Annotated in this window: 22 protein-coding genes; 13 read left to right on the top strand and 9 right to left on the bottom strand. The window is 71.5% G+C overall.

All coding sequences use genetic code 11. The features are described 5' to 3' along the window. From Q5425_RS40440 to Q5425_RS40430, 3 genes are all read left to right on the top strand, one after another. Complete coding sequence (locus Q5425_RS40440; RefSeq protein WP_308677704.1) at positions 1–1,161, top strand: esterase-like activity of phytase family protein; 1,161 nt, start codon at positions 1–3, stop codon at positions 1,159–1,161. Between the two features lie 153 nt (positions 1,162–1,314). Continuing rightward, a complete protein-coding gene (gene leuS / locus Q5425_RS40435) occupies positions 1,315–4,155 on the top strand; it encodes a leucine--tRNA ligase (protein ID WP_308677703.1) in 2,841 nt (946 codons plus the stop codon). Between the two features lie 90 nt (positions 4,156–4,245). After that, positions 4,246–4,983 carry a 3-oxoacyl-ACP reductase family protein gene (locus Q5425_RS40430; protein WP_308677702.1) on the top strand — a complete coding sequence of 246 codons (738 nt, stop codon included), beginning with the start codon at positions 4,246–4,248 and terminating at the stop codon, positions 4,981–4,983. A gap of 2 nt (positions 4,984–4,985) precedes the next feature. Here the strand turns inward: Q5425_RS40430 and Q5425_RS40425 are convergent, their stop codons facing one another. The 5 genes from Q5425_RS40425 to Q5425_RS40405 form a co-directional block, all read right to left on the bottom strand. Further along, the gene (locus Q5425_RS40425; protein WP_308677701.1) at positions 4,986–5,723 is read right to left on the bottom strand and encodes a TetR/AcrR family transcriptional regulator; all 738 of its coding nucleotides are present in this window, start codon (positions 5,721–5,723) and stop codon (positions 4,986–4,988) included. 71 nt (positions 5,724–5,794) lie between these two features. After that, positions 5,795–6,370, bottom strand: coding sequence for a DUF3558 domain-containing protein (locus Q5425_RS40420; RefSeq protein ID WP_308677700.1), 576 nt, complete (start codon positions 6,368–6,370; stop codon positions 5,795–5,797). A gap of 41 nt (positions 6,371–6,411) precedes the next feature. Beyond that, positions 6,412–6,816 carry a hypothetical protein gene (locus tag Q5425_RS40415; protein ID WP_308677699.1) on the bottom strand — a complete coding sequence of 135 codons (405 nt, stop codon included), beginning with the start codon at positions 6,814–6,816 and terminating at the stop codon, positions 6,412–6,414. Continuing rightward, entirely contained in the window at positions 6,813–7,556 is a 744-nt protein-coding gene (locus Q5425_RS40410) for an ESX secretion-associated protein EspG (protein WP_308677698.1), read from the bottom strand. The genes Q5425_RS40415 and Q5425_RS40410 overlap by 4 nt, the downstream gene beginning before the upstream one ends. Continuing rightward, positions 7,553–8,917 carry a hypothetical protein gene (locus tag Q5425_RS40405; RefSeq protein ID WP_308677697.1) on the bottom strand — a complete coding sequence of 455 codons (1,365 nt, stop codon included), beginning with the start codon at positions 8,915–8,917 and terminating at the stop codon, positions 7,553–7,555. The genes Q5425_RS40410 and Q5425_RS40405 overlap by 4 nt, the downstream gene beginning before the upstream one ends. Positions 8,918–9,103: 186 nt before the next feature. On the opposite strand from Q5425_RS40405, the gene Q5425_RS40400 reads away from it, so the two are divergent. The 8 genes from Q5425_RS40400 to Q5425_RS40365 all read left to right on the top strand — a co-directional run bounded on the left by Q5425_RS40400 (position 9,104) and on the right by Q5425_RS40365 (position 17,635). Next, entirely contained in the window at positions 9,104–9,622 is a 519-nt protein-coding gene (locus tag Q5425_RS40400; protein WP_308677696.1) for a YbaB/EbfC family nucleoid-associated protein, read from the top strand. 25 nt (positions 9,623–9,647) lie between these two features. Beyond that, positions 9,648–9,971 (top strand): hypothetical protein, encoded by a 324-nt coding sequence (locus Q5425_RS40395; protein ID WP_308677695.1) that lies wholly within the window; start codon positions 9,648–9,650, stop codon positions 9,969–9,971. A 10-nt stretch (positions 9,972–9,981) separates the two neighbouring features. After that, positions 9,982–10,938 carry a hypothetical protein gene (locus Q5425_RS40390; protein WP_308677694.1) on the top strand — a complete coding sequence of 319 codons (957 nt, stop codon included), beginning with the start codon at positions 9,982–9,984 and terminating at the stop codon, positions 10,936–10,938. A gap of 5 nt (positions 10,939–10,943) precedes the next feature. After that, positions 10,944–12,035: a hypothetical protein gene (locus tag Q5425_RS40385; RefSeq protein WP_308677693.1), complete on the top strand. Its 1,092-nt coding sequence runs from the start codon at positions 10,944–10,946 to the stop codon at positions 12,033–12,035. Between the two features lie 270 nt (positions 12,036–12,305). Then, a complete protein-coding gene (locus Q5425_RS40380) occupies positions 12,306–13,175 on the top strand; it encodes a ribokinase (protein WP_308677692.1) in 870 nt (289 codons plus the stop codon). A 28-nt stretch (positions 13,176–13,203) separates the two neighbouring features. After that, entirely contained in the window at positions 13,204–13,941 is a 738-nt protein-coding gene (locus Q5425_RS40375; RefSeq protein WP_308677691.1) for a hypothetical protein, read from the top strand. Continuing rightward, a complete protein-coding gene (ptsP, locus tag Q5425_RS40370; RefSeq protein WP_308677690.1) occupies positions 13,934–15,601 on the top strand; it encodes a phosphoenolpyruvate--protein phosphotransferase in 1,668 nt (555 codons plus the stop codon). Before Q5425_RS40375 ends, ptsP begins: the two co-directional genes overlap by 8 nt. A gap of 618 nt (positions 15,602–16,219) precedes the next feature. Beyond that, positions 16,220–17,635, top strand: coding sequence for an MFS transporter (locus Q5425_RS40365; RefSeq protein WP_308677689.1), 1,416 nt, complete (start codon positions 16,220–16,222; stop codon positions 17,633–17,635). 71 nt (positions 17,636–17,706) lie between these two features. On the opposite strand, the gene Q5425_RS40360 is transcribed toward Q5425_RS40365, so the two are convergent. Beyond that, complete coding sequence (locus tag Q5425_RS40360; protein ID WP_308677688.1) at positions 17,707–18,369, bottom strand: DUF1707 domain-containing protein; 663 nt, start codon at positions 18,367–18,369, stop codon at positions 17,707–17,709. A gap of 195 nt (positions 18,370–18,564) precedes the next feature. Between Q5425_RS40360 and Q5425_RS40355 the strand changes: the two genes are divergently transcribed. Further along, positions 18,565–19,494, top strand: coding sequence for a hypothetical protein (locus tag Q5425_RS40355; protein ID WP_308677687.1), 930 nt, complete (start codon positions 18,565–18,567; stop codon positions 19,492–19,494). Between the two features lie 3 nt (positions 19,495–19,497). Here the strand turns inward: Q5425_RS40355 and Q5425_RS40350 are convergent, their stop codons facing one another. Genes Q5425_RS40350 through Q5425_RS40340 form a run of 3 tightly spaced genes read right to left on the bottom strand, consistent with a single transcriptional unit; the run spans position 19,498 to position 22,501 of the window. Next, complete coding sequence (locus Q5425_RS40350; protein ID WP_308677686.1) at positions 19,498–20,166, bottom strand: response regulator transcription factor; 669 nt, start codon at positions 20,164–20,166, stop codon at positions 19,498–19,500. Then, positions 20,163–21,299, bottom strand: a complete 1,137-nt coding sequence (gene macS, locus Q5425_RS40345) for a MacS family sensor histidine kinase (RefSeq protein WP_308677685.1) — start codon at positions 21,297–21,299, stop codon at positions 20,163–20,165. The genes Q5425_RS40350 and macS overlap by 4 nt, the downstream gene beginning before the upstream one ends. Beyond that, entirely contained in the window at positions 21,296–22,501 is a 1,206-nt protein-coding gene (locus tag Q5425_RS40340) for an AI-2E family transporter (RefSeq protein ID WP_308677684.1), read from the bottom strand. The genes macS and Q5425_RS40340 overlap by 4 nt, the downstream gene beginning before the upstream one ends. A 273-nt stretch (positions 22,502–22,774) precedes the next feature. On the opposite strand from Q5425_RS40340, the gene Q5425_RS40335 reads away from it, so the two are divergent. Further along, positions 22,775–23,755 (top strand): hypothetical protein, encoded by a 981-nt coding sequence (locus tag Q5425_RS40335; RefSeq protein WP_308677683.1) that lies wholly within the window; start codon positions 22,775–22,777, stop codon positions 23,753–23,755. Positions 23,756–23,832 lie beyond the last annotated feature (77 nt).

Genomic DNA, 23,832 nt, shown 5'->3' with positions numbered 1-23,832 from the left:
ATGTCACCGCGTGTACTGCCCACCGTCCTGACCGCTGCCCTGATCGGGGGAATCCTCGCCGCGACGCCGGCGAGCGCCACCGAGAGTCACCAGCGGCCGATCCGGCTGCTCGGCGAGCAGATCGTCCCGAACGCCCTGCCGTTCCAGGGCACGACGGTCGGCGGCCTGTCCAGCATCGACTTCGACCCGCGCACCGGCGGTTACGCGCTGATCTGCGACGACCGGTCGGCGATCAACCCCGCCCGCTTCTACACCGCGACCTTCCCGGTGACGGCGGACGGCGTCGGCCCGGTCACGTTCACCGGCACGAAGCCGCTGCTGCGCCCGGACGGCACGCCGTACCCGCCGCTCGCGCAGAACGACCCGGCGAAACCGCAGAACGAGCAGACGATCGACCCCGAAGAGCTGCGCGTCGACCCGTGGACCGGCGGCTACTACTGGTCGCAGGAGGGCGAGCGGACGGCGACGACGTTGATCGACCCGTCGATCCGGGAAGCCCGCCGCGACGGAAAATACGTCCGTGACCTGCCGATCCCCGCGAACGAGAAGATGACGCCGACGGCCGGGCCGCGGCAGAACCTCGTCCTCGAGGGCATCACCTTCGCCGGCTTCGGCTCGCTGCTGGCCAGCGAGGTCGAGGGCCCGCTGCTGCAGGACGGCCCGGAGGCGACGACGACCAGCGGCGCGCTGTCGCGGATCACCCTGCAGTCGCGGTTCGGGCCGGTCCTGGCCCAGTACGCCTACCCGCAGGAGCCGCTGTTCGCCGCGCCGGTGCCGTCGACGGCGTTCGCCACCACCGGTGTCTCCTCGATGCTGGCCGTCGACCAGGCCGACCCGACGAAGTTCCTCATGATGGAGCGCTCGTTCAGCACCGGCGTCGGCAACAAGGTCCGCGTCTACGAGATCGACACGAAGGGCGCGACGAACGTCCTGAACGTCAAGTCCCTGGCCGAGGCGAAGCACGTCAAGCCGGTGAAGAAGCGGTTCCTCTTCGACGCGGCCGACCTCGGCTTGTCCACAGTAGACAACCTCGAGGGCATGACGTGGGGGCCGAAGCTGCCGAACGGCGAGCGCAGTTTGATCTTGGTCAGCGACAACAACTTCTCAGCGACCCAAGTCACCCAGTTCGTCGCACTGGCGGTCCCCTCGGAACGGCTTTGACCAGCAAGTTACGATGACAGTGTGAACACGGCTCGGCTGCTCCTTAGCTTGCCGCGCTGACCGGGCCCGGCCCGGCCGGCGCGGCGACCCCTCATGCCCTGGTGGCTGAGGGGTCGAGTTGTTTCTGGAGTAGCTCCCACGGAGGAAGACGGCATGACCGAGACGACAGGGACTGACGTCCCGGCGCACCGCTACACAGCCGCGCTGGCGGGTCAGATCGAGCAGCGCTGGCAGGACCACTGGGCCGACCAGGGCACCTTCCACGCGCCCAACCCCGTCGGGCCGCTCGCCGTCGAGGGGCAGCCGGTGCCCAGCGACAAGCTGTTCGTCCAGGACATGTTCCCGTACCCGTCGGGCTCCGGCCTGCACGTCGGGCACCCGCTGGGCTTCATCAGCACCGACGTCTTCGCCCGGTACCACCGGATGATCGGGCGCAACGTGCTGCACACGATGGGCTTCGACGCGTTCGGCCTGCCGGCCGAGCAGTACGCGGTCCAGACCGGGCAGCACCCGCGCAAGACGACCGAGGAGAACATCCGGACCTACCTGCGCCAGATCCGGCGCCTGGGCCTGGGCCACGACGAACGCCGTCGCATCTCCACGATCGACCCCGAGTACTACCGCTGGACGCAGTGGATCTTCCTGCAGATCTTCAACTCCTGGTACGACACCGACGCGGGCAAGGCACGCCCGATCGCCGAGCTGGAGGCCGCGTTCGCCGACGGCTCGCGCCCGGTGCCGGGGAACAAGGACTGGGCGTCGCTGAGCGCCGCCGAGCGCAAGACGGTCATCGACGACCACCGCCTGGTCTACATCTCCGAAGCGCCGGTCAACTGGTGCCCGGGCCTGGGCACCGTGCTGTCGAACGAAGAGGTCACCGCCGACGGCCGCAGCGAGCGCGGCAACTTCCCCGTCTTCCGCCGCAACCTGCGGCAGTGGATGATGCGGATCACCGCGTACGCCGACCGCCTGGTCGACGACCTGGACCTGCTGGACTGGCCGGAGAAGGTCAAGTCCATGCAGCGGAACTGGATCGGCCGCTCGCACGGCGCCCGCGTCACGTTCTCCTCCGGCGACGACGCCATCGAGGTCTTCACGACCCGGCCGGACACCCTGTTCGGCGCCACGTACATGGTGCTGGCGCCGGAACACCCGCTGGTCGACAAGCTGGTCACGGCGGAGTGGCCCGCGGACGTCGACGAGCGCTGGACCGGTGGCGCCGCGACGCCCGCCGAGGCGATCAAGGAGTACCGCGTCGCCGCGTCGCGCAAGTCCGAGCTGGACCGGCAGGAGAACAAGGAGAAGACCGGCGTCTTCACCGGCGCGTACGCGACGAACCCGGTCAACAACAAGCAGATCCCGATCTTCGTCGCCGACTACGTGCTGATGGGCTACGGCACCGGCGCGATCATGGCCGTCCCCGGCCAGGACGTCCGGGACTGGGAGTTCGCCGAGAAGTTCGGGCTGGAGATCATCCGGACCGTGCAGCCGTCCGACGGCTTCGACGGCAAGGCGTTCACGGGTGACGGGCCGGCGATCAACTCTGGCTTCTTGGACGGCATGGACGTCGCCGAAGCCAAGAAGACGATCATCGACTGGCTGACCGAGAAGGGTGCCGGCGTCGGCACCGTGCAGTTCAAGCTGCGCGACTGGCTGTTCTCGCGCCAGCGCTACTGGGGCGAGCCGTTCCCGGTCGTCTACGACTCCGACGGCGAGGTGCACGCCGTTCCGGAGTCGATGCTGCCGATCGAGCTGCCCGAGGTCGCCGACTACTCGCCGGTGACGTTCGACCCGGAGGACCGCGACTCGATGCCGTCGTCCCCGCTGGCCCGCGCGACCGACTGGGTCGAGGTCGAGCTGGACCTGGGCGACGGCCCCAAGACCTACCGCCGCGACATCAACACGATGCCGAACTGGGCGGGTTCCTGCTGGTACCAGCTGCGCTACCTGGACCCGACGAACTCCGAGACGTTCTGCGCGCCGGAGAACGAGGAGTACTGGATGGGCCCGCGCGTGGGCGAGCACGGCGCGGACGACACCGGCGGCGTCGACCTGTACGTCGGCGGCGTCGAGCACGCGGTGCTGCACCTGCTGTACTCGCGCTTCTGGCACAAGGTGCTGTTCGACCTGGGCCACGTGACGTCCAAGGAGCCGTACCGGAAGCTGTTCAACCAGGGCTACATCGAGGCGTACGCGTACACGGACGCGCGCGGTGTCTACGTCCCGGCCGAGCAGGTCGAGGAGCGCGACGGGAAGTACTTCTTCAACGACGAAGAGGTCACCCAGGAGTACGGCAAGATGGGCAAGAGCCTGAAGAACGTCGTCACGCCGGACGAGATGGCCGAGAACTACGGCGCCGACACGTTCCGGTTCTACGAGATGGCGATGGGCCCGCTGGCGATGTCGCGCCCGTGGGCGACCAAGGACGTCGTGGGTGCGCACCGGTTCCTGCAACGGCTGTGGCGCCTGGTCGTCGACGAGACCACCGGCGAGCTGCGGGTGTCCGCTGAGGACGCTTCCGAGGCGGACCGCAAGGTGCTGCACAAGACCATCGCGGGCGTCCGCGAGGACTACGCGGAGATGCGGTTCAACACGGCCGGCGCGAAGCTGATCGAGCTGAACAACCACGTCACCAAGGTGTACGGCGGAGCTGCGTCGACGCCGCGCGAGCTGGCCGAGCCGCTGGTGCTGATGCTGGCGCCGCTGGCCCCGCACCTGGCGGAGGAGCTGTGGCACCGGCTGGGGCACGCGGATTCGCTGGTGCAGGGCCCGTTCCCGGTGGTGGACGAGAAGTACCTGGTGGAGGACTCGGTCGAGTACCCGATCCAGGTCAACGGCAAGGTCCGCTCCCGCGTCACGGTCCCGGCTTCCGCTTCGTCGGACGAGGTCCAGGCGGCGGCCCTGGCGGACGAGAAGGTCGCGGCGATGGTCGGCGACGGCTCGCCGCGCAAAGTGATCGTGGTGCCGGGCCGGCTGGTCAACATCGTCCTCTGACGCGAGGGCGGAAAGACGCCAGCGGTCGGCGGTCATCCCCGATTTGATTGAACGGTCAAGGAAAACCGTTCGATCGAAGGAGAACCGGGGATGACCCTCGACGGCAAGGTGGCACTGGTGACGGGCGGCAGCCGCGGCATCGGCGCGGCCACGGCACTGCGGCTCGCCGAGGACGGCGCGGACGTCGCGCTGACGTACCAGAACAACGCCGCGCGGGCGGCCGAGGTGGTCGAGCAGATCAAGGACCTCGGCCGCCGCGCGCTGGCCATCCAGGCGGATTCGGCGGACGCGGCGGCGGTGTCGGCGGCCGTTTCGGCCACCGTCGCCGAGTTCGGCCGGCTCGACGTCCTGGTGAACAACGCGGGCGTCGGCTTCGTCGGCCCGCTGTCCGACACCGCGATCGAGGACGTCGACCGCGTGCTCGCGGTGAACGTCCGTGGTGTGTTCGCGGTGACGAAGGCCGCGGCCGAGGTGCTGAGCGACGACGGCCGGGTGATCACGATCGGCAGCTGCGTCACCGACCGCGTGCCCGGCCCGGGCATGGCGCTCTACGCGACGAGCAAGGCGGCGATGGTCGGCCTGACCAAGGCGCTGGCCCGCGAGCTGGGCCCGCGCGGCATCACGGTCAACCTGGTCCACCCGGGCCCGACGGACACGGACATGAACCCGGCCGACGGCCCGTACGCGGCCGACCAGCGCGCGCTGACGGCCTTCGACCGCTACGGCTCACCTGCGGAGGTGGCGTCGGCGGTGTCCTACCTGGCTGCACCGGCCAGCGCCTACGTGACGGCGGCTGTGCTGTCCGTGGACGGCGGCCACGCGGCCTAGCGTCAGCCGGAGTAGAGCCCGATCTCCCGGGCGAGGTCGATGAGCATCGCCTCGAACAGGACGTCCGGTTTGGACATCGGGATCGGGTAGTTGCCGAAGACCTCGAGCGTGACGTGCCCGTAGAGCCGGGCCCAGAACTGGATCATCAGGTACGTCACGCCGAGGTCGATCTTCTCCACCGGCACGTTCTGATCGGACTCGACGAGCACGGCGACCAGTGATTCCTGGAAGGTCTTCAGATCGTCCCGCAGCTCGTCGGGCACCCCGCTGGCCGACGGCAGCACGATGTCGTGCCGGGCGAGCACCCGCCCCGCGGCGGCGAGGAAGATCCGCCCGAACGGCTCGTCGACCCGGCTCAGCGCACTCCCCGACGTCGACCCGACCCCGCCGGTCGGCGACGCGAAGACCAGCGTGAATTCCTTCGTGTGGGTGAGTGCCCACCGCCGGAAACCCTTGCAGATGGCGAACAACTGCAGCACGCCGTCATCGGGCAGCTCGGCGATTTCCCCGGCGAGGTCGTCGGCCAGGTCGGCGCAGACGTCCAGCCGCAGGTTCTCGACGAGGTCGTCACGAGACTCGTAGTAGCGGTAGAGCGCCGGCGCGGTGATGCCCAGCTCCCGCGCGATGGCACGCAGGGTGACCGCCTCCGGCCCCTGCTCGACGAGCAGTTTCCGGGCGGTCCGCCGGATGTCCTGTTCGGTAGCCGCACGCGCGCGACCCCTTCGCGTGGGGTGGCTCATCCGAACAGTCTAGGTGGTTGGTACGACGGATTTTGGGTCAACCCGATCTGCGCCGTAACGAAAGGTGCAGCTCAGGCGCGCGCCTTGAGGTTGGTGAGCACCGTGTCGGCGACACCGCGCCCGAGCCGGCAGGCGTCCTTGCCGGCCTGGACCGCCGAGTCACCGAGGCTCAGCGAGACCGAGTAGGCGAGGTCGTCCGCGACACCGACGACAACCACACAGGTCCGGTCGTCGGTGGTTCCGACGCCGACATAACCCACGGTCGGGTAGCCCTGCACCGGATCCAGGTCGTCCACCCAACGTTTCGCCTTCGGCTTCACGTTCTTGTAGGGAAGGCTGAGTCCTTGTTCGGACTTGGTGTCGTAGCCGACCAGGATCCCGGCGGCTGATCCCGATGCGCTGGCCCAGTCGCAGGTCGCACCCAGTTCCGTGTCCTTCGATTCGGGTGGGTTGGTCTGCCCGAGATAGCCCTGGACCTGTTCGGCGGTGAGTGCCGAATCGCACGGATTGCCGTCCAGCACCTTGGCGGGTAGCGGGTTGTCCACCGTGGGAGCACCGCTGTTCGGCAGGTTCGAGCTGCTCGTCGGTGCGGGCGTCGGCGTGCCGGCCACGTTGTCCTTGCCGGTGCAGGCGGTCAGCACCGTCACTCCGGCCGTGACCAGCGCGAGGGTGGTGAGAATCCGATGACTCATTCGAGGGACCCCTTGATCGTCTTGGTCGAGTCTGCAGCCTGCTGGTCCGCCGCCTCGGTGATGCCAAGGGCTTGCTGCAACCTCCGGATCAACTCCGTGAGGTAGCTGAACTGGTACTGCAGGTGTCCCTTGTAGTACGCGCCGGACTCATTGATTCCGTTCGGCCCGTTCACCGCGGCTTGGCTGACCGGCTCCTCCGCCGGCGGCGTCGCCTGGAACAAGTGATCGGCTGCTCGTATCTGCTGAACGAGGGTTTCGCGTTGGTCCACGGCCTTCTTGAGCATCGCCCGCATCTCGGCCGAGCTCATCGCGAACCCCTGCCCACCACCCGGCCGCGCCGCCGCCCCGCTCGGCGTGTCCGTCGCCCAGAAGTCGATCCCGCTGAAAAACGAGCCCGTCATCGTCGTTCCCCCAACCCGTTCAGGGTCGCGTACAGGACTTCGGTCAGCGCAGCCCGGGTCCCCGGCTGAAGGCTGACCATCCGCTCGCGCCCCGGATACACGTACGTCAGCACCCGCCCGGTCCCGGCGACATCCACCGCGGTGATCGGCGCACTGCGAGACCCCCGGTGGACGGCGTAGCACTGGTGCAACCCAGTCCGCCGCGCCGCCATCAGCCGGCGCGCCCACGGCAACGGGTCCCGGCCCCGGTCGACGGTCGGGTCATCGAGGTCGTACGACTCCTCCAGTGCGCGGCCCGAGAACCGCGCCTCCGGAATCGACACCGCCGAAATCCGCGCCGGTGGCACCGGCGGCAGCACATCCACCAGCGACTCCGCCACCCGCGACGGCTCCACGACGTCGATCCGGACCGTGTCGTCCTTCCGGATGAGCCGGAGCGCGTCCGGCCCGGAGGCGGACACGAGCACCGCGCCCGACTCGTCCGCTTCGATGTCGCCCAGCCAGCCGGTGAACTGGTGGGCGCCCTTCGCGAGGACGCGCAGGACGTCGCGGAAGTCCCGCGTCAGCGTGCCGCCCGCCGCGAGCCTGAGCGAGGCCAAGACCTCGAGGACCTGTTCGTCGAGCCGCTTGCGGGTCTCGTCGCCGAGCCAGAGGTTGCCGTCACCGAGGACCGCGGGCGGCGGACCGTGCCGTTCCCACTCCCACGCGGTGAGCAGGGCCGTTCTGGGCAGGAAGATCACAGTCCGATCACCGGGGGCACGGTCCGCTCGTCGGAGCCGCCGAAGATGCTCTCCGGATCCGGCTCCACCAGGTACGACGCGCGCTGGTGTTCCGCATCCTCCTCGCCTTGGCCGCCCTTGGTGCCCTGGCCCACGCCGCCCATCCCCGGTGAGCCCGGCTTGCCCGCCGCGCCGCCGCGGACCCCGCCGGCCGCGCCGGGACGTCCTTCGCCCGGGACGCCGGCGCCGGTCGCCGCGCCCGGACCGCGGGCACCCGCGCCGGTGCCGCCGCTCGCACCGGACGACGAGCCCGGCCCGAAGCCGCCACCACCAGGGCCGAAGCCGGGTCCGAACCCACCTCCGGGACCCGAGCCGGGCCCGAACCCGCCTGGTCCCGTGCCTGGTGGCTGATAGCCCGGCGGGTACTGCGCCGACGGCGGCGCGTAACCCTGCGCGCGAACGCTGTCGTCCACGCCGGAGGGCGGTGATCCCGGCGGCGTCACCTGCCCTGGCGGCGTGCTGTGTCCGGGAGGCGTGACCTGTCCGGGCGGCGGGTGGACCGCCGGCGGCGGCTGCACCTGGGCCCCGATCGACCGGTCGTCGTCGCCACCGGCCGGCGTTCGCTTCCGAGGTGGCGGTTCGACGGGCTTCTTCGGGTCCTGCAGCGTGAAGTCGCCGCCGGTGTACTCACGGAGCTGGCCGTAGTCGATCGTCCGGGCCGCGGTGTTCGCGCTGGACTGCTGCGAATACGCGGTGTACCGCTCGACGTTCTCCTGGGCCTTCCGGTTGTACTGGTTGATCTTGTCTTCGGTGTCGGTGTCCCACGGTGTCGCGACGTCCCAGGCGCTGCGCGTAGGCGGCTGGTCGGTGACGTCCGGGTGCAGCGAGTTCTTCATCCGGTGGAACTGGTCGATCTGCGCCTGGGCCAGCGTCGAGTTGCGGTCCAGGGTCGTGGACGCCGAGGTCGCCGACGCCGTCAGCGGCTGGAGCCGCTCGCGGGCCGCGTCCGAGGCGCCGCCCGTCCACGCGGATTCAAGGCCGGAAGTCAGCTCGCGCGTGCCCTGCTCGAGCCGGCGCTGGTAAGCCGACTGGTCGACGCCCGCCCGGTGCACCTTCTGCAGCGACTCGGTGCCGGGACCGGTCAGCACGGCCTGGACCAGCTGACCGGGTGACAGCCCGGAAGCCTGCGGGTTCGCCGCCCCGGTGCCGGTCTGCGAGCCGACGTACGCCCCCGCGACCGCGCCGGGCAGCCCACCTGCGAGCAGGCCGACGCCCGCGCCGGTCAAGACGTTGCCGAGCCGCTCACCACCCGACTGGACGGCGTGCGCGATCTCCGACCCGACGTGCTTGGCAGCGTCGAGCATGTCGCCGAACAACCCCACCGAACCGCGCTCCCCTCGCGTTCGATCTCCCCTCTTGCGTCACGGACGATACCCCAGCGGTTACCGGCTGTGCGAAAAATCGGCTAGGCGAGGTGAATCGGAAAACCGGAACCTTGCCGAAACTGTCGGACCGGTGTGCCACACTCGGTCGCCGTACGGTTACTGACGTGAACAGGGGAGGTTCGCGTGTCGAACCCTGAGCAGCTGCTGGCGAGCTTCGACGCCAAGCTCGTCGAGGCCAAGCAGCGGGGCGAGCGCATGCAGGCCGAGATGGCGGCGGTCTCCGTGGCCGAGCGCAGCCCGGACGGCCAGATCGCGGTCGAGGTCAACCACCTCGGCAACCTCGTCGGGCTGGAGATCGGGCCCGCGGTGCGGGAGAAGGCGAACCTCGCCGGCGAGATCCTGCGGACCGTCCAGCGCGCGCAGAGCAAGCTGGCCGAGGCCGTGCAGACCGGGGTGCCGTCGATCGCGGGCACCGAGACCATGAACGAGCTGGTCCAGCAGCTCCACCACGAATTCCCGGAGCCGGAGCCGCAAGGTTTCGTCGACGGCGGCGACGCGGCGCCCGCGAGCGACGGGGCGCGCTTCATCGCCGAGGAAGAGACGCCGCCCTCGCCGCCGAAGCCGAAACCGGCGCCGCCGCGCCCCGCGCCCGAGGCCGGCACCGACGACGACTACTTCGGCGACGGCGACTACCTGCGCTGACCGGGGCAACGAGGGAGGGAAGACCGTGAACAACCCGCAGCCGGACATCCGGATCGAGCCGGAGCAGTTGATGGCCCACGCGAAGAAGCTCGAACCGTTCGTCGACCGGTTCGCGAAGACGCTGGACGCGGCGGCCCAGGTCGTCGACCCGATGGCGTTCGGGCTCATCGGCCAGTCCTGCGGCCTCGGCGCGCTGTGCGGCGTCGCCCAGACCCTGGGAAGCGACTCCATCGGCCACGCGAAGAACGTGGCCCAGGAGCAGATCGACCGCGTGCGCACCTGGTCCCGGCACGTCGACTGGCGCGAGCAGGACGTCAAGGCGAGCCTGGAGGGCATCCACCTTGACTGAGAACGCGTTGGTGACGGAAGCCAGGAAGACGGTCGAGGAAGGATCCTCGGCGCTCGAAGGCGCCGGGATGGCCCAGGACTTCTGGGACGCGGCAACGAAGGCAGCCGACGGCGACTGGACCGAAGGCCTGCTCAACCTCGGCTTCGGTGCTGCCGGTGTGCTGGAGTTCCTCCAGGACCCGATCGCCGGCCTGGCGAGCATGGGGCTCGGCTGGCTGATCGAGCACGTCGAGTTCCTGCGTGCCCCGCTCGACTGGGTGACCGGGAACCAGGAACAGCTCGACGTCATGCAGGAGACCTGGAGCAAGATCAGCGACGAGGTCGACGCGGTCGCCAAGGACCTCCTGGACACGGTCAAGGCGGACAGCGCGGAGTGGCAGGGCCAGGGTGCGGACGCTTATCGCGCGTTCACCGCCGAGCTCGGTGACATGTACGCCGGGGTCGCGGGCGGCGCGAAGGCCGTCTCCGTGCTGATCGACGTCTGCAAGAGCATCCTGAACGTCGTGCGCAGCGTGCTGCGGGACCTGCTCACGGAATGCATCGGCAAGCTGATCAGCATTCTGATGCGGTACCCGGGCCCCGCCGCGCCCGCCGGCCTGGCCGGCGAGGGCACGGCCGAGATCGTCAAGTGCGGCCGGCGGATGTCGGAGTGGCTGCAGAAGCTCGTGCGGGCCTTCCGTAAGGGCATCAGCCAGTTCAACCACCTCAGCGGGCTGTTCCGCACGGTCGGCCAGAAGCTGCTCGCGGCGCTGCAGGACACGGCGCGCGCGGCTCCGGGCGTCTTCAAGGACGGCCTCAAGGAACTGCCCAAGGCGTTCGGCGAGGAAGCCGGCAAGGAAGCGGGCAAGAAGACCGCGGGTGCCTACGACGAAGCCGATAAGGAGTACCGCGAGAACCACTACAACGAGAAGAAGCCCGAGCCGGTTTTCCAGCAGCAGGGCGGCCGGCGCATCTCCGGGTCGATCTAGCCGCCGTGGTGTCGACGACTCCCGGCGGGCCGGAGACGGCCGTGGTGCAGGTCCGGCTGCCACTCCACCATCCGCAGTCCGTGCTGCGGACGACGGCGGGGTGCGTGGCGTTCCTCGGCCTCGCGCCCGCCGTCGCGGCCGGCCTGCTGGTGTGGGCGCGCAGCTACGACCCGGTCGCGCGCTTGGTGGCACCCGCGCTCGGCGTGCTGGCGGTGCTGTGCTTCTGCAGCGGGCCGCTCATGCGGCGGTACATCCGCCGCCACGGTTCGCTGTCGACGGCGCGGGTCGAGTTCGGTCCCGACGGATTCCGGCAGCCGCTCGAGGACAAGACGACGCTCGTCCTGCCGTGGAGCGACATCCACCGGTTCGACTTCCGCGGCGGCGAGCCCGGCGATCGGGTCGCGTTCGCCGTTTCGCTGGTGGACGAGGACGCGATCCGGAACCTGAACCCCGACTGCCGGCACCGGTCGCCGGACGGCTTCATCCTCTCGTCGGCGATGGCCCGGGAGGAAGCCGAGAAGGCGTCGGCGGCGATCGAGCGGTACCGTCCCGGCCTCGGGCGATGGACCTCCAAGAACGTCCGGCGCGGCGGCTTCGGCGTGCCGGACCCGGTGAAGCGCCTGGTCAAACGCTGGAGCGCCCACCCGCCGCGCACCCTCGTCCGCGCCGAGCAGGCTTCCGCCGGCCGGTTGGCCGTCCTGTGGACGGCTTGGCTCGCCGTCATCGCCGACTTCGTGGCTCCGGCCGTTTACGACATCCCGCCGGGGATCCCGCTGCCGGTGGCCGTGGCGATCTGGGTGCTGCTCTACCTGACGCGCTACCGCGGCGAAGCCGGCGAGTTCGCCCTGACGGCCGACGCGATCACCTGGCGGCCGGATGACGGTGACCCGGTGCGGGTACGGCGGGCCGACCTGGCCCGGCTGACGGTCGAAGCTTCGGGGAAGAAGGCCACTCGCCACTACGTCGCGCTTCGCGCGATTCTCCGACGTGGTGACGATCGGCCGTTGGCCGCGAAAGTTTCCCCTGGTGCGGCAAGGAACGTGCTGCGGCTGGTGCAGGGGGCGCCGCCGACGCCGATCACTCGGGGGGCTACGTGATCGGCGCCGGCGACCCGATGCCCTGCCCGGCTCGCGCCGGTTGGGGCAACGTCATCACGTCTCCGCGATGACGCACCAGGAGAGCGGGACCGGGGCCACGAAGTGACGGCCGGGGGACGGACATCCCCCGATCGAGTGACGGGCAACCGCTGCTCGCATGATTGTCGCACTCGGCCCCGGATAAGTTACAAAAACCTTCACTTTCCCGCCCTTGCCCGCCCTGACCTGGTCCGGACACTTTCGCGGCCGTCTTCGTGACACAGTGCGAGCATGAACTCTGACGTGCTCGTGGTGGGATCGGCCAACGCCGACCTCGTCGTCGCGGTGGATCGGCGGCCGGCCGGCGGGGAGACGGTACTGGGCGGCGACACCGTGCTCTCGCCGGGGGGCAAGGGAGCCAACACGGCGGTCGCGGCGGGCCGGCTCGGGGCGGACGTCGCCCTGCTCGGCGCCGTCGGCGACGATGCGTACGGCAGGCTGCTGCTCGACTCGCTCCGCGCCGCCGGCGTCGACACCGGGCTGGTCCGGACCAGCGACCGGCCGACCGGCATCGCCTACATCACCGTCACCCCGGACGGCGAGAACTCGATCCTCGTCTCCCCCGGCGCCAACTCCAGCCTGGAGCCCGCCGACGTCGACGCCGTCTTCGACGGGGTCCGGGTCATGGTCGTCTCGCTCGAGGTGCCGCTGCCGACCGTCGAGCACGCCGTCGCGCGGGCCGCCGAAAAGGGCGTGAAGGTGCTCCTGAACCTCTCGCCCGCGGCGAAGCTCTCCCCGGAGACGCTGGCCAAGCTCGACGTCCTGCTGGTCAACGAGCACGAGGCCGCCTGGCTCACCGGGCCCGGCGCGGACTTCCGGAAGCTGCTCGACGTCGGGCCGCGGTCGGCTGTCGTCACGCTCGGGGCGGCGGGCGCCGTCGTCGTCGAAGCCGGTTCGGTGAGCCGGGTCGAGTCGCCGGCGGTCGACGCCGTGGACACCACCGGGGCCGGGGACGCCTTCGCCGGCGCGCTCGCCGCGTCGCTCGCCGACGGCACCGACCTGGTCTCCGCGGCGAAGCGAGCAGTGCGCGTCGCGGCGTTCAGCGTGACGCGGCACGGAGCCCAGCCGTCCTACCCCACCGCCGCCGACCTGGGGGAATGATCATCCGGGCTGCCGTGTTGCAGGTCACATGGGCGACTCGTTCGACTCGGCCTGGTGGCGCGGTTACGCAGCTCAGCTGCGGGCGATCGCGGACGCGCGCCGCCCCGACCGGCTCGCGATCATGCCGCTCGGCGAAACCCTCAAGGCGCTCGGCAAGCAGACCGAGCTCGACGAAGGCGTCTACGACGTGCCGCTGGAGGGCATCGTCGGCACGGTCGCCCGCGCTGGGGACTTCGACCGCGAGTTCCGGCCGCGCAACCGGGCACTGCGCGAACGCTGGGACCAGCTGGCGCGGACGTCGGCCGACCTCCCGCCGGTGCGGCTCGTGCGGCTCTCCGACATGTTCTTCGTCGAGGACGGCCACCACCGCGTCGGCATCGCGCGGGCTCGCGGCGCCCGGACCGTCCGCGCGCGCGTCCGCTGGATCAGCACGGTCGCCTGCGCGCTGCGCTGCCTGACGCTCGCCGACCTGCCGTCGAAGACCGCCGAGCGGATGTTCCTGGAGCGCGTGCCGCTGCCCGATGACGTCCGCCTCGGGCTGTGGCTCGACGACCCGGCCGACTGGTTCCGGCTCGCCGATTCGGCCGAGGCCTGGGGATTTCGCCGTATGCTGGCCGGACGGCCCGTGCGCAGCCGCGACGAATTGGCCGGCTCCTGGTGGCACGAGGAGGTCCGGCCGGTGCTCGAACAGGTGCGGCGCCGCGGCTTGTGCCCGCCACCACGAGATATCGAGGCCTATCTGCGTTATGGTCTAGACCATGTCTGAGTTTGATGCCGCCTCCGCGGGGCCGGGTGCGTCGGCGGGGTCGCTGGCCGGGGTCGCCGTCAGCCCCGGCCGCGCGAGTGGTCCCGTCGTCCGCGTCGCGGAGCCGCTCGGCGAGCCCGCCGCCACCCCCGCCCCGGCCGATCCGGCCGCCGAGGCCGCCCGGATCGCGCCCGCGGCGGCGATCGTCGCCGGCCGGCTGGAGAAGCAGGCCGAGACCGCCACCGGTGAGGCCGCGACGATCCTCATCACAACCGCGGCGATGGCGGCCGACCCGGCACTGACGTCGCAGGCGGAAACGCTGGTCAAGACGCAGGGACTGCCCGCCGCGCGTGCTGTCTACCAGGCCGCCGAGGGCTTCGCCGAAGCACTGGCCGCGGCCGGCGGGTACATGGCCGAGCGCGTCCGGGACGTCCGCGACGTGCGCGACCGGCTGATCGCCGAGCTGCTCGGCATCGCGCCGCCGGGGGTGCCCGAGCTGGCGTCGCCGAGCGTGCTGGTCGCCCGCGACCTCGCCCCGGCCGACACCGCGGGCCTCGACCCGGCCAAGGTGCTCGCCCTGGTCACCGAGGAGGGTGGCCCGACCAGCCACACCGCGATCCTGGCGCGCGCACTCGGCATCCCGGCCGTCGTCGCGGTCCGCGGCGTGCTGGCACTGGACGCGCAAGCGCTTGCGGTCGACGGCGACGCGGGCACGGTCGAGGTCGCGGACCCGTCGGCCCCGGTCGTCACGGCGACGGTGGCCCAGGTCGCCGAGTGGAACGGCACGGGCGCGACGGCCGACGGTCACCGCGTGAAGGTGTACGGCAACGTCGGCTCCCCGGCCGACGCGCAGGCCGCGGCCGACGCGGGCGCCGAAGGTGTCGGGCTGTTCCGCACCGAGTTCTGCTACCTGGACGCCTCGGACGAGCCGTCGGTGGCCGACCAGCGCGCCGCGTACACGGCCGTGCTGGCGCCGTTCCGCGGAAAGCCGGTGATCGTGCGGACCTTGGACGCGGGCGCCGACAAGCCCCTGGCCTTCCTGTCCCCGGAGGCCGAACCGAACCCCGCGCTCGGCGTCCGCGGGCTGCGCGTGGCGTTCGACCGCCCGGAGGTGCTGGACCGCCAGCTCGAGGCGATCGCGGGTGCGGCGGCGGACTCCGGCGCCGAGGTCTCGGTGATGGCCCCGATGGTCGCCACGGTCGAGGAAGCGGCCTGGTTCGCCGAGCGCGTCCGCGCGGCGGGCATCACCCGGGCGGGCGTGATGATCGAGATCCCGGCGGCGGCGCTGAGCGCCCGCGAGATCCTGGAGGTCGTCGACTTCGTCTCGGTCGGCACGAACGACCTGGCGCAGTACACGTTCGCGGCGGATCGCCAGCTGGGCGCGGTGGCAAAGCTCAACGACCCCTGGCAGCCGGCGCTCCTGCGCCTGCTCAAGCTGATCGGCGACGCGGCCGAGGCCACGGGCAAACCGGCGGGCGTCTGCGGCGAAGCGGCCGCGGACCCCCGGTTGGCGCTGGTCCTGGCGGGGTTGGGCCTGACGAGCCTGTCGATGAACGCCCCGGCCGTCCGCACGGTGGGCGCCGCCTTGGCGGCCACGACGCTGGCGGAGTGCCAAGCCCTGGCGGAAGCAACATTGGCCACATCGAACCCGGCGGCCGCCCGCGCGGCGGCCCGCCCCTGAGGAGCCGGAGCACCAACGCCGGCCGAGTGATCGGCCGCCGTCGGGCCCTCGCTGAACGGGCCGCGCCCGGCGGGCACGGCCTGCGCGCCGGAGTCCGGTAGCGCTGGTTGCGGCTGCGCGCCTCGGCGAATCGAGCAGCAGGTCGACGCTCTCCGAGCCGAGCCGAGCCGAGCCGAGCCGAGCCGAGCCGAGCCGAGCCGAGCCGAGCCGAGCCGAGCCGAGCCGAGCCCGGCCCCGATGCGCCTCGTGGAGCACTCCTGCCCGCTCGCGCGGCCCGCCGCTCTCCCCGGCCTGCGCGGCGGTGTGGCTTCCGGTCCCAGCCCCACCATTCGCCCCAGCGCGAATCATCCCACCTCGCAGGGGCGCCCCCCCACTTTCAGTCTATCGGTCATCACCGACAGTGCCGCCCTGTGCGAACCTGGAGCAGCGTGGTTGTCCACAACGATCGAGGGGTGTGGACAACCCGCCCCAAACTCCCGTGAAGGCCGTCTCGAGATTCTCCAGGATGGCCTTCACTGCGTTCCGGCCGAAAAAAGATCCGGGCCGGTGTCGATCCCGCCCCCGCCCGCTCGACGAACAGGTGAGAAGCGAAGCACCCGAGTCGAGAGGACCCTCACCATGACCGCCACCATCCCCGTCGCGGCCGAAGCCGTTGCCGGCGGGCGTCGGGCCGGGCGTCGGGAGTGGATTGGGCTGGCCGTGCTGGCTCTGCCCACCCTGCTCGTCTCGCTGGACGTCTTCGTGCTCGTGCTCGCCCTGCCGAAACTCGCCGTCAGCCTGCACGCCGATGGGACCCAGCAACTCTGGATCATGGACACCTACGGCTTCATGGTCGCCGGGTTCATGGTCACCATGGGAACCCTCGGCGACCGGATCGGGCGGCGGAAGCTGCTGCTCACCGGGGCCGCCGCCTTCGGGGCCGCCTCCATCGTCGCCGCCTTCTCCACCAGTGCCGGCATGCTGATCGTCGCGCGGGCCGCGCTGGGGATCGCCGGGGCCACGCTCGCTCCCTCCACCCTCTCGCTCATCGGGACCATGTTCGAGAACCCGCGGCAGCGCGCCGAAGCTATCGGGATCTGGGCGGGCTGCTTCACCGTCGGCGCGATCATCGGGCCGGTCGTCGGCGGCTTCATGCTCGAACACTTCTGGTGGGGCTCGGTCTTCCTGCTCGGCGTGCCCGCCATGGTCCTGCTGCTGGTCATCGGCCCGAAGCTGCTGCCGGAGTACCGCGACGAGACCGCCGGCCGCCTCGACCTGCCGAGCGTTGCGCTCTCGCTCGGCGCGATCCTGCCCCTCGTCTACGGCGTCAAGGAACTCGCCCGTGACGGCGTCCGGACCGTTCCCGTGCTCGCCTTGGCCGCCGGCATCCTCATCGGATACGTCTTCGTCAAGCGGCAGCGCACCCTCGCGGATCCGCTCGTCGACTTCAGCCTGTTCGCCGCGAAGGCCTTCCGCACCACCCTCGGCGGGATGCTGCTGTTCAGCATGCTCGGCGGCACGACCATGCTGTTCGTCGCGCAGTTCTTCCAGCTCGCGCAGCACCTCTCCCCGGTCGGGGCCGCGCTGGGCCTGCTGCCGGGGATGGCCGCCTCGACCGTCAGCTTCCTCGCCGCGCCCGTGCTCGCCCGTCGCGTGCGGCCCGGCAGGCTGATCGCCGGCGGGGTGGCCCTCGCCGCCGCCGGCATGGCCGTCCTCGTCTTCGTCGATCCCGCCGCCGGGCCGGTGTGGGTGTCGCTCGGGTTCGCCGTGACGTCGCTGGGGGTCGGGCCGATGGTCGCGCTGGGCACGGACCTCGTCGTCGGCTCGGTTCCGCCGCGCAAGGCCGGCGCCGCCGCTTCGCTGGCTCAGACCGTCAACGAGTTCGGCTACGCCTTCGGCCTCGCGACGGTCGGCACGCTGGGCGACGCCGTCGCCCGCTCCCACGGCCTCCCCGACGGCCTGCACGTCGTCGCCGGGCTCGCCGCCGTCGCGTTCGCCGCCCTGGTCTGGTTCGTCGCCCGGCACCTGCGCTCGATCCGGCCGCTGGCCGCCTGACGAGCGAAGGCCTCCCCACCCGATGCCTGGGTGGGGAGGCCTTCTCGTCGCCGGGGGCAGAGGGGCCCCGGCTAGCCGAAGAGCCCGCGCCGCGGGTGCCGGACGAGCAGCGATCCGCCGTGGACCCGGCCGCTCAGCACGTACCGCGGGTTGCCCATCCGCCCGTTGCTGCGCGTCTTGTCCTCCATCGAGCCGAACTTGACGTCACCGATCGCGTTCAGGTCCACCGCCGCGTGCTCCGGGATGATGATCTCGACCGAGCCCCACTTGGCGTCCAGCTCGATGTGCACCACCGGCGACTGCACCTGGGCCTCGGTGAAGTCCAGTTTTGTCGAGCCGTACTTGTTGCGCACCACCAGCTCGGACGGCACCACCCACGGCCCGCCGCGGTGCAGCGACGAGTACTTCGCGTTGAGCTCGATGCGCCGCCCCGGCGAGTAACCTCCGTAAGCCGCCGGGGCCGCGTACGCCGGAGCAGCGGCGAGGGCCGCGGCCGGGTGGTAGAGCCCGGCGAGGTCGGCCAGCACGGCGTTCAGCTCGCCGCGGGTCTTCGACGCGAGCGCGCGATCGGTGCGCTCGGTGAACTCGTCGAGGTCGATCATGCCGCGGCCGATCGCTTTCTGGAGCACCCCGACGACGTGCTCGCGCTCGTCGTCGGACACCCGGAGATCGCGCTCGTTCAACGGCTTGGTTTCGGTCACCGGTTCCGCTGCCGCGGTCTCTTCCTCGCCCATGCCCTCGATGGTAGAACCGGATTCCACCAGGGAGATCGGGGGAAAACCCTGAACGGACCCGTAGTCCGCGCAGCCGCTGCCGCCGCGGCCGCAGTCCTGCTGTCCGCGTGCACCGGCGAAACTCCGGCGCCGCCGCCGAGCGCCACGACGACACCGCCGTCTGCCGCGCCGGCCCCGCCGACGGGGCTCACCGGCGTGCGGGCGACCGGCGGGATCGGGATCACCGCGCTGCTCCCGACGGTCGGCCCCACCCTGTTCGACGCCGACCACGGGCCCACGGCCACGCCGCCCGGCTACCCCGGTGGTGACATCGGGCTGAGCGTCGCCCGGGTCGGCGAGCACGCCGTCCTGACGGTCTACCCGCCTTACACCCAGAGCCCCGGGCCCTTCGAGCTCCTCGAGTACACCGGGCCGTCGAGCCCGCCCCGCTCCCTCGGCCGCGCCTGGTCGGTCGCCCCGGACGCCGGCGGCGACGGCGTCTGGCTGATCCGGCAGGACAGCCCGGACAACTGCCGCCTCCAGCACGTCTCGTTCGCCGACGGTGAGCTCGGCCGCGGCCAGACCGCCAGCTGCCGCACCCAGGTGCGGACCGAGACCGCGCACGGCCTGCTGATCACCATCAACTCCGGCGCCGCCGAATCGACCGACGCCCTGATCGACCCGGCGACCGGCCGCACGGTCCGCCAGGCCCCGCGCATCCTCGGTGCCGCCGGCGACTGGATGCTGCTCGACGGCCTGACCGACCTGACCTTGGTTGACCTGCGCGCCAACAGCAGCAGGCAGCTCAGCAGGCCCACGATCGGCCGGACACCCACGGTGGTGCCGTCACGCGAAGGCACCGTGTGGGCCGCCGACTTCGCCGACCCCGCCTACCGGAACACCAGCACGCAGACCAGGGACATCTGGCTGCTCCGCCCGGACGGGCCGACCTGGGAGCACGCACCGGGCATGCCGTTCACCACCGAGCACCTCAAACGCGGCGGCGGTTTCGACTGGTCGGCCGCCGGTGACCTGGTGCTCGCCGACGACGTCCTCGCCGCCTGGCACCCCGGTGAACCGCAGTGGCGGCTGAGCACGGCCGCGCTGCCGAAGGGGGAGTGGACCGGCTTCGCGGTCCTCCCTTGACGGTTATTCCTCGTCGAGGCCGTGCTCGATCGCGTACCGGGCCAGCTCGACGCGGTTGTGCAGCTGCAGCTTCCGCAGCGTCGACTGCACGTGGTTCTCCACCGTGCGGTGCGACAGCACGAGCCGCTCGGCGATCTGCCGCGCGGTCAGCCCCTTCGCGACCAGGCGCAGGACGTCGGTTTCGCGCTCGGTCAGCCGGGGCGGCTCCGCGCCCGCGGTGTCCTGGATCGACGCATCGGCCATCCGCCGGTACTCCCCGAGCACCAGCCCGGCCAGGCCGGCGGTGAACACCGGGTCGCCCGCGGCGGTGCGGTGGACGGCGTCGACCAGCTCCACCGCGGACGCCGACTTGACCAGGTAGCCGGACGCGCCGGCCTTCACCGCCTCCAGGACGTCCTTGTGCTCGCCGCTCGCCGAGAGCACCAGCACCTTCGTCGACGGCAGCGCCGCGGTGATCTCGCGGGTGGCGTCCACACCCGACGTGCTGCCGAGGTTGAGGTCCATCAGGACGACGTCCGGCTGCACGGTGCGCGCGATCCGCAGCGCCGCGTCGGCGTCCGGCGCGGTCGCCTTCACGTCGAAACCGTTTTCGGTCAGGTCGCGGGCCACCCCGTCGCGCCAGATCGGGTGGTCGTCGACCACCATCACGGAGATCCGCGGCTCGTCACTCATCTCGCACCCCTCGCGTTCGGCACTCTGACCTCCCACTCCGTGCCCCGGCCGGGCCCGGTGTCGAGGGTCGCGCTCCCCCCGAGGTCGCGCACCCGCCCCCGGATGGATTCCACCACGCCGAGGTGCCCCGCCGCGGCCGCTTGCTCGAGAACGCCGTCCGGTATGCCCGGTCCGTCGTCGCGGATGCTCACCACCACCTCGTTGCCGAGGTCCTCGAGCAGCACCCACGCGTGCGCGTCCGGGCCCGCGTGCTTTTCGACGTTCGCCAGTGCTTCGCGGGTCACGGCGACCAGTTCGCCGGTGACGTGCGCCGGCAGCTCGACGTCGTCCGCCGGGGCCGAGACCTGCACCGACGACGTCGCGAGCAGCTGCAACGCGGAGCGCAGGCTCATCGTGCCGCTGTCGTTCGGTTTCACCGGCTCGGTCGTCACCAGCGCCCGCAGCGCGATCTCCTGCTCACCGGCCAGCCGGGCCAGCTCCGCCGCTTCACCGCCGACCTCGTTGCCGCGCTTGCGGACCCGCGCGAGCACCTGCAGCACGCTGTCGTGGATCGACCGGGCCAGCCGCTCCCGCTCGGCCGTCGCCGCTTCCTTCCGCAGCGCCTGCTCCAGCCGCGCGGCCGAGCGGCGGGCCATCGTCGCGGCCATGCCGACCAGCAGGCCGGCGGCGGCGAGCAGGACGCCGTCGCGGGCGATGTCGAGGTCGAACTTCTCCCGCGCCAGCCCGGTCGCCACCCCGACCACCAGCCCGGCGAGCACCCCGCCGACCGCGCCGAACCGCGCGCCCGCGGCGACCGGCGCCACGGCCGCCCACACCGTGGTGATGAGCGGGACGTTCAACGCGAACTGCGCGTCGCTGAGCACCCACGGCGAGGTCAGCAGCAGCCCCGTGGTCAGCACGAGGTCGAAGACGACCAGCGCCGGTGGCCGCGTCCGCTCGCGCAGGTAGAGGAAGCTGCTGACGACCGACCAGAGGGCCATCACGCCGAGGATCGCCCACGCCAGCCACTCGCGCCGGTACTCGCCGCTCTGGACGATCACCGTGCCGCAGGCGAACGCCCAGGTGAGCACCCGGAACGCGAGCACGCCCCGCCACATGGGGGTGACCGGGTCGGGCGTCCTCCGGACGGTCACTTCTTGTCGTCGTCTTCGCCGACGGTCGGCACCGTCGCCTTCGGGGTGCCGGGCTCGGCGTCGTTCGGCTGCGCGGCCTGGTCCTTGAGGACGTTCACCTCGGCCGGGTCGGGGTTGGTCTCGTGCAGCAGCGACCGGACGCCGGCGTTCAGCACCGCCAGCAGCGGCACGGCCAGCAGCGCGCCGGCGATCCCGCCCGCGACCAGGCCGGCGGTGATGGCCAGGACCACGGCCAAGGGGTGCAGCTTCACCGCCCGCCCGAGCAGCAGCGGCTGCAGGATGTGGCTCTCCAGCTGCATGACGCCGATCACGATGGCCAGCACGATCACGGCGCCGATGACCCCGTTCGTCACCAGGGCGATCAACACCGCGACGCCGCCGGCGATGACGGCGCCGATGATCGGGATGAACGCGCCGATGAAGACCAGCGTCGCCAGCGGGATCACCAGCGGCACACCCACGATCCACAGGCCGACGCCGATGCCGACGGCGTCGACCACGGCGACCGCGGCCGTCGCCCGCACGTAGCTGACCAGCGACGCGAACCCGCGGCGCCCGGCGACGTCGACGCGGTTGCGCACCCGCGAGGGCACGGCCCGGACCAGGAACGTCCAGATGCCTTCGCCGCCGCTGAGGAAGAAGATCGTGACGAACAGCGTCAGCAGGAAGCCGGTCAGGATCTCGCCGACGGTGCTCGCCGTCGTCAGCGCGGTCGTCGTGATGGACGCCTGGTTGTTCTGGAGGAACCCGATCGCCTGGTTGATGAAGTCCTGGATCTGCTCCTGGCGCAGGTGCGGCGGACCGTTGAGCAGCCAGTCCTTGATCTGGTTGAGGCTGTCGTTCAGCTGCTTCTGCAGCTGGGGCAGGCCCGAGGAGAACTGGGTGATGACGAACGTCAGCAGCCCGCCCAGCACCGCCAGCCCGGCGATCAGCACGATCGCCGTCGCCAGCCCGCGCGGGAACCGCACCGCCACCAGTTTCTGCACCGCCGGCGCGAGCAGCGCCGACAGCAGCAGGGCGATGGACAGCGGGATGATGACGACGGACAGGTAGCCGATCACCCAGACCACGGCGTAGAGCGCCGCGATCACCACGATGAACCGCCACGCCAGGGCCGCGCTGATGCGCAGGCCCCGGGGGATCAGCCCGGTGACGTCCTCGTGCTTCGGCAGGAACGGGTCTTCGCGTCGCGCGTGGGTCACCGGCTCACCGTAGCGGCTGGACCGCCCGATTCGGCCGCTTTACCGCGGCCGCGTCCGACACACGCGGCGGCCAGGCCTGATCACCGACCGTCAAATCGGGCTGCACCGTGTGTCTTTCACACGATGGGGGCATCAAGCCGTGTCAAGGGTGCGCGGCGCGGCGCGGGTTTGGTTAGGTCGCTTCCGCAACGGCTGGATCACGAAGCAGGCGCTGCAACAACCGGCCGGGGGCTCCGCCACCCGGAACCCCCGAAAGCATTGAGGAGACATCGAGTGGCGAACACCGCGGCGAACGAGGGGCAGGGCGCCAAGCGCGTCGGCCGTCTCGTGTCGCGTGCGCTGCTCGTGCTCGGTGGCGCGGTGGCGGGCACTGCCGCCGCGTGGCTCGTCTCCGGTGCGGCCGCGTCCGCGGACACCGTCGAGGTCGGCACCGCTTCCGTCACCCCGGTCACCGACGCCACGGCGGGCGGGATCGGCGACGTGAACCACGGTGTCGGGCACTTCTCCGGCGACGTCGCCGGTGGTGTCGCCGAAGCGGCGTGCCACCAGGAAGCGACGACGTGGAGCGAGCCGCAGGCCCCGCGTCCGTGCGACGCCACCGACGCCGGCACCGTCGGCCGCGAGGCCTCCGAGCGCGTCAGCGGCTCGGTGTCGGACCTCACCGACGACGCCGTGCTGAGCCCGGCCCAGCGCACCCTCGGCGCGTTCGAGCACATCGTGCGCAAGCCCGAGGACACCCGCCAGGTCATCGAGGAGACCATCGCCCCCGCGCCGGCCAAGGACTTCGGCCGCCAGGTGTGGCAGCTGCTCGACCCGGCCGGGCACGGCAACCTGGTCCCACTCCCCGGCGTCCCGGGGCTCGCCCCGGCCGGGACGGAGCCGGTGACCTCCGGTGCCGGCCAGACGGCAGGCGTTCCCGCCGTCTCGACCGTCGAACTCCCCGCCGCGTTGCGCGCCGCGCTCGCGTCGGCGGGCTTGCCCCATGACGACGTCACCGGTGCCGCGGGCCACTCCCGCGACCGGCACCGTGACCTGCCGTCGCCGCTGACCCCGGCGCAGCTCCCGGTTGCGCCGGCCGTCCCCACCGCCCCGGGCAGCACCACGGCCCCCGGTGGACACCTCGACGGCTTCAACTTCGGCGTTCCGTTCTGGACGACCGAAGCCGTCGACACCGCCGTCGCGGCGATGAGCCGCGCCGGCCTGCGCCACTCGCTGCGCACCCCGGGCGAACAGCCCGGCGTCACTCCTGACTGAACACCTCCCTTCACGGGTCGCTGACGCGTCCACGTCCGTCGTTCACTGACGGCTTCGCGTCCGCTCCATCCCCGTGA

The sequence above is a fragment of the Amycolatopsis sp. A133 genome, from assembly GCF_031082405.1.
GTDB lineage: Bacteria > Actinomycetota > Actinomycetes > Mycobacteriales > Pseudonocardiaceae > Amycolatopsis.
This window is presented reverse-complemented; position numbering and strand designations above follow the sequence as displayed.